The organism is Herbaspirillum sp. UBA812, assembly GCF_002296545.1.
Lineage (GTDB): Bacteria > Pseudomonadota > Gammaproteobacteria > Burkholderiales > Burkholderiaceae_D > Herbaspirillum > Herbaspirillum huttiense.
The window spans coordinates 1-5,090 of record NZ_DBIC01000061.1; the positions used below are offsets into that span (position 1 = coordinate 1).

The window sequence follows — 5,090 nt, forward strand, 5'->3', positions numbered from 1 at the left end:
GGAAAGGCAAGGACGTCTCGGCCGGCAAAAAGGCGGCAAACACGCTGGTGTAGGCGATGGCGGTTTTCGGATTGCTGATCTGGGTGACCAGGCCCAGCCACAGGGACCGACGGGACACGGACGGTGATGCATCGCGCTGTGCGATATCGTCCGCCATCAAGGGCGTACGCGCCCCGCGCCAGATGCGCCAGCCCATGTAGGCCAGATAAACACCACCCCCGAACTTCAACACCAGATAGAGCGAAGGCACTGCCAGCAGCACTGCTTGCAGTCCCAGCAAGGCCGCTCCGGCAAAGAGCACGCCGCCGATGCCCATGCCCAGTGCGGCCAGCAGGCCATTGGCTCGTCCACCCCCGACCGAGGTGCGCGCCACCATCACGAAGCTGGGTCCGGGGCTCATGGTGGCCACGCTCAACGTGGCGGACAGTGCGATCACTTCAGCAAGATGTTGCATGGATAGGCTCCTTTTGGCGACGAGGACGGTCCTCATTCGGTTGTTTTTTCAGGAAGAACGGCACCTCGCTCGCGCCTATGCCCAGGTCATTGAGCTCGCGCGCCCCCATCTCACTCAATTCCCGCGCAGCGCCCCCGTGTGAAGCGTGATGGTCCCCGAGGACGCGGGCAAGGACCTGGCTGACGATGTGCCGCATGGACTTCTCCCTGGATGAATGCGCAGATCATCCGCCAATCGAAGTCATTGGTAAAATTGAGTTTGATGACAGCCACTATCAGGAAACCTGATGAGAGAACTCAGCCTCGACCAGTTGCGCACCCTGGTCACCATCGTCGACCTCGGCACCTTCTCCGCTGCCGCCAATGCGCTGCACCTGGCCCAGCCCACGATCAGCCTGCATGTCAGCGATCTCGAAGAGCGCCTGGGCAGCGCCCTGCTCATGCGCGGCAGCCGCCGCGTACAAGCCACGGCGCTGGGCGCGCTGGTGATCGACCGGGCCCGGCGCCTGTTGCGCGATGCCGACGATCTGCTCGATGTCGCCAGGAAACATGTCGAAGGCAAGGTCGGCCGGGTACGGCTGGGCACCTCCACCGGTGTGGTGGTGAACCTGCTGCCGCGCGTACTGCGCCAGCTGGAAAACAGCTACCCCGGCATCGACGTGGAGGTCAACATCATGGGCTCCAACGAAACCATGGCGCGCCTGCAGGAAGGCACGCTCGACATCGGCCTGGTCGCCATCCCCATCACGGCCTCCAAGGACATCCAGATCACGCACTGGCGCAGCGACCGCATGATGGCTTTCCTGCCGGCCACCTGGAAATCGCCCGCCGCCATCAAGCCGGGCTGGCTGATGGACAAACCGATGATCTTCAACGATGCCACCACCCAGATGTACCGGCTCACCATGGCCTGGTTTGCCGAGGCCGGGGAAAACCCGCGCGCGCGCATCGAACTGAACTACAACGAAGCCATGAAGAGCCTGGTCTCCGCCGGCTACGGCGCAGCCATCCTGCCGCTGGAGCAACCCCTGGCCGCCGAGCTGGAGCGCCACAAGGACATCCGCATCGTGCCACTGTCGCCGGTACTCAAGCGACACATCGGTGTGGCCCATCGCGCCCTGCCCAACCTGGACAAGGCCACCGTGAACGTGCTGGAGACCATACGGCAGTTCCAGGAAGCCTGACGGGGCTGGTTGACCGCAGGATCGTGCATTAAACACAGCTTAATGCTCGATTCACCGAGCATTAAGCACAGCGCAATCCTGATCTCCTATAGTCGATGCTCATCGACCTACCCTCTTCAGGAGTTCCCCATGAGCCTGGCCACCCTGCCCACGCCCGCCGCCTTGATCGACATCTCGCGCATGGAGCGCAACATCGCCCGCATGCAGCAGCGCATGGATGCGCTGGGCGTGCGCTTCCGTCCGCACGTCAAGACCACCAAGTGCCAGCAGGTGGTGCAGGCGCAACTCCAGGCCGGGGCCCGCGGCATCACCGTCTCCACCCTCAAGGAAGCCGAACAGTTCTTTGCTGCCGGCATCACCGATATCGTCTACGCCGTCGGCATGGCCCCCACCAAGCTGGGCCAGGCGCTGGCACTGCGCCGCCAGGGCTGCGATCTCAAGATCGTGGCCGATAGCGTGGCCTGTGCCGAGGCCATCGTGGCCTTCGGCCAGGCGCAAGAGGAATGTTTTGAAGTCTGGATTGAAATCGACGTGGATGGCCACCGCTCCGGCATCGCCCCGGAAGACGCCACCCTGCTGGCCGTGGGCAAGGTGCTCCATGCCGGCGGCATGCGCATCGGCGGCGTGATCGCCCATGCCGGTTCCAGCTACGACTACGACAACGACGCCGCCCTCATCGCCGTGGCCGAACAGGAACGCGCCGGCTGCGTGCGCGCCGCCGAACGTTTGCGCGAAGCCGGCCTGCCCTGCGAGGTGGTCAGCATCGGCTCCACCCCGACCGCCCTGCGCGCCGAACACCTGCGCGGCGTGACCGAAGTGCGTGCCGGTGTCTATGCCATGTTCGACCTGGTGATGCACAACGTGGGCGTCAACACCATGGACGAGATCGCCCTGAGCGTGCTGACTACCGTGATCGGCCACCAGCCCGAAAAAGGCTGGGCCATCGTCGATGCAGGATGGATGGCGATGAGCCGCGACCGCGGCACGCAAGGCCGCAAGCACGACTTCGGCTATGGGCAGGTCTGCACGGAAGATGGCAAGGTGCTGGAAGGCTACCTCATGAGCGGTGCCAACCAGGAACACGGCATCCTCTCGCGCCAGGGCAGCCCGGATGCGCAGATCGCAGAGCACCTGCCCATCGGCACGCGCCTGCGCATCCTGCCCAATCACGCCTGTGCCACCGGTGCGCAGTACCAGCAATACCAGGCCATCGCAGCCGATGGCAGCGTGGCAATCTGGCCACGCTTCAACGGCTGGTAAGCGCCCCGCCCTTGAGCCCGCTGCCAAACCAGGACTGCGCCAGCGCCACCCAGTAGCGCACGCCTTCTTCGATGATGTCGTCGTTGAAGTCGTAGTGCGGGTGGTGCAGCGAGTGGGAGGCACGGTCCTGCGGCGCATTGCCGATCAGCACATAGGTGCCGGGCCGCTCTTCCAGCATGAAACCGAAATCCTCGGAGGTCATGTTGGCCGGGATGCCGGTGCGGATGCGCTCATCGCCGAAGGTCTGGCGAATCACCCGTTCGCAGAAATCGGTCTCGGCCGGGGTGTTGATGGTGGCCGGGTAGTACTGGAAGAATTCCACTTCGACCTTGGCCCCGTAGGCTTCGGCCAGCGCATGGCACATGCGGCGGATGTCTTCCTGCAGCTTTTGCTGCAAGGTGGAGGACAGCGTGCGGATGGTGCCGCGCAATTCGGCGCGGTCCGGAATGACGTTGTCGGTATCGCCCGCATGGAACATGCAGACCGAAATGACCGCCGGGTCGACCGGGTCCTTGTGGCGCGCCGCGATGGTCTGGCACTGCAGGACCATGGAGCAGGCCAGCGGAATCGGGTCCAGCCCCAGGTGCGGCTGGGCCGCATGGGCGCCCTTGCCGGTGATAGTGATCTTCAGGCGCGAACCGGCGGCCATGATGGGACCGGTACGCAAGCCGAACTGTCCGGCCGGCAAGCCGGGCCAGTTGTGCATGCCGAACACGGCTTCGGTCGGAAACTGCTCGAACAGGCCGTCATCGATCATCTTGCGCGCCCCCGCCCCGCCCTCTTCTCCCGGCTGAAAGACGAAGTGCACGCTGCCCGGCAAGGTCGGCTGCTGCTTGAGTACGCGCGCCGCGCCCAGCAGCATGACGGTGTGCCCGTCATGACCGCAGGCGTGCATGATGCCGTGGCTGCAGGAAGCGTGCGCAAAATCATTGGCCTCGACGATGGGCAAGGCATCCAGGTCCGCACGCAGCACGATGCCCCGTTGCGGATCGCTGCCAGGCAGGCTGGCTACCACGCCGGTGCCGCCCAGGCCGCGCGTGACTTCATAGCCCAGCGCTTGCAGCTCCTGCACCACCACGTCGGCGGTGCGATGTTCCTCGAAACGCAGCTCGGGATGCGCGTGCAGGTCGCGGCGCAGGCCGGCCCAGTGGGCGCGGTGCTGGTGCAAGGAGTCGTGCGAATGTTCAGTGTGTTCCATGATGCTCATGTGTTCAGGCCGTGATGTCGGCGGTGATGAAGGCGTTCAGGCGTAGTAGCCGAGGATCGATTTCACTTCCATGTATTCCTCCATGCCTTCCACGCCATACTCGCGCCCGTTGCCGGACTGCTTGTAGCCGCCGAAGGGGGCTTGCGGATCCCAGGCCGGATAGTTCAGGTGCACCTGGCCGGACTGGATGCGGGCGGCCACTGCGCGTACCTGGTCCTTGTCGGTACCCTGCACGTGCGCGCCCAGACCATAGACGGTGTCGTTGGCGATGGCAACGGCTTCTTCCACGGTGTCATAGGGCAGGATGGCCAGCACCGGTCCGAAGATTTCTTCCTGGGCGATCACCATGTCGGTATGCACGTCGGAGAAGATCGTGGGCCGCGCATAGTAGCCCTGCTCCAGTCCGTCCGGGCGTCCGGCACCACCGGCCAGCAGGCGTGCACCGTCCTGCATCCCGGCTTCGATCATCTGTTGCACCCGCAGGAATTGTGCGCGGTTGGCCAGCGGGCCGTGGGTCGTTGCCTCATTGGTGGGGTCGCCCACTTTCATTTGGGCCAGCGTTGCCAGCGCCAGTTCATGCACGCGGTCCAGCGCCGCACGCGGCACGATCAGGCGCGTGGGCGCGCTGCAGGACTGACCCATGTTGCGGAAGGCCGCCGCCACACCGGGCGGAATGGCACGTGCCAGATCCGCATCCGGCAACACCACATTGGGCGACTTGCCGCCCAGCTCCTGGGCCACGCGCTTGACGGTGACGGCAGCGGCTTGCGCTACCAGCACGCCGGCGCGGGTGGAGCCGGTGATCGAGATCATGTCCACCTGCGGATGCGAGGACATGGCCGCACCGACCTCGGGCCCGCTGCCATTGACCAGGTTGAAGACGCCAGCCGGAATGCCCGCCTCATGCACGATCTCGGCAAACAGCAAGGCCGACAGCGGCGACAGTTCGCTCGGCTTCAACACCACGGTGCAACCGGCTGCCAGTG

General features: G+C 65.0%; 5 protein-coding genes. 2 read left to right on the top strand and 3 right to left on the bottom strand.

From position 1 onward, the window contains the following. Positions 1-454: LysE family translocator (locus B3873_RS03895; RefSeq protein WP_286864130.1), on the bottom strand; the 454-nt coding region annotated here is incomplete at its 3' end. A 286-nt stretch (positions 455-740) separates the two neighbouring features. On the opposite strand from B3873_RS03895, the gene B3873_RS03900 reads away from it, so the two are divergent. Next, the gene (locus B3873_RS03900) at positions 741-1,637 is read left to right on the top strand and encodes a LysR family transcriptional regulator (protein WP_039785985.1); all 897 of its coding nucleotides are present in this window, start codon (positions 741-743) and stop codon (positions 1,635-1,637) included. A gap of 129 nt (positions 1,638-1,766) precedes the next feature. After that, complete coding sequence (locus tag B3873_RS03905; RefSeq protein WP_286864132.1) at positions 1,767-2,897, top strand: DSD1 family PLP-dependent enzyme; 1,131 nt, start codon at positions 1,767-1,769, stop codon at positions 2,895-2,897. On the opposite strand, the gene B3873_RS03910 is transcribed toward B3873_RS03905, so the two are convergent. Both B3873_RS03910 and B3873_RS03915 read right to left on the bottom strand, forming a co-directional pair. After that, a complete protein-coding gene (locus B3873_RS03910; RefSeq protein ID WP_286864133.1) occupies positions 2,884-4,095 on the bottom strand; it encodes a M20 aminoacylase family protein in 1,212 nt (403 codons plus the stop codon). The genes B3873_RS03905 and B3873_RS03910 overlap by 14 nt on opposite strands. Positions 4,096-4,140: 45 nt before the next feature. Then, a partial coding sequence (locus B3873_RS03915) for an aldehyde dehydrogenase family protein (RefSeq protein ID WP_286864134.1) occupies positions 4,141-5,090 on the bottom strand: 950 nt, incomplete at its 5' end.

Excerpts from the sequence above, each read along its gene's own strand:
- B3873_RS03905 (WP_286864132.1), top strand. The coding sequence starts at position 1,767 with ATGAGCCTGGCCACCCTGCCCACGCCCGCCGCCTTGATCGACATCTCG.
- B3873_RS03910 (WP_286864133.1), bottom strand. The coding sequence starts at position 4,095 with ATGGAACACACTGAACATTCGCACGACTCCTTGCACCAGCACCGCGCC.
- B3873_RS03900 (WP_039785985.1), top strand. The coding sequence starts at position 741 with ATGAGAGAACTCAGCCTCGACCAGTTGCGCACCCTGGTCACCATCGTC.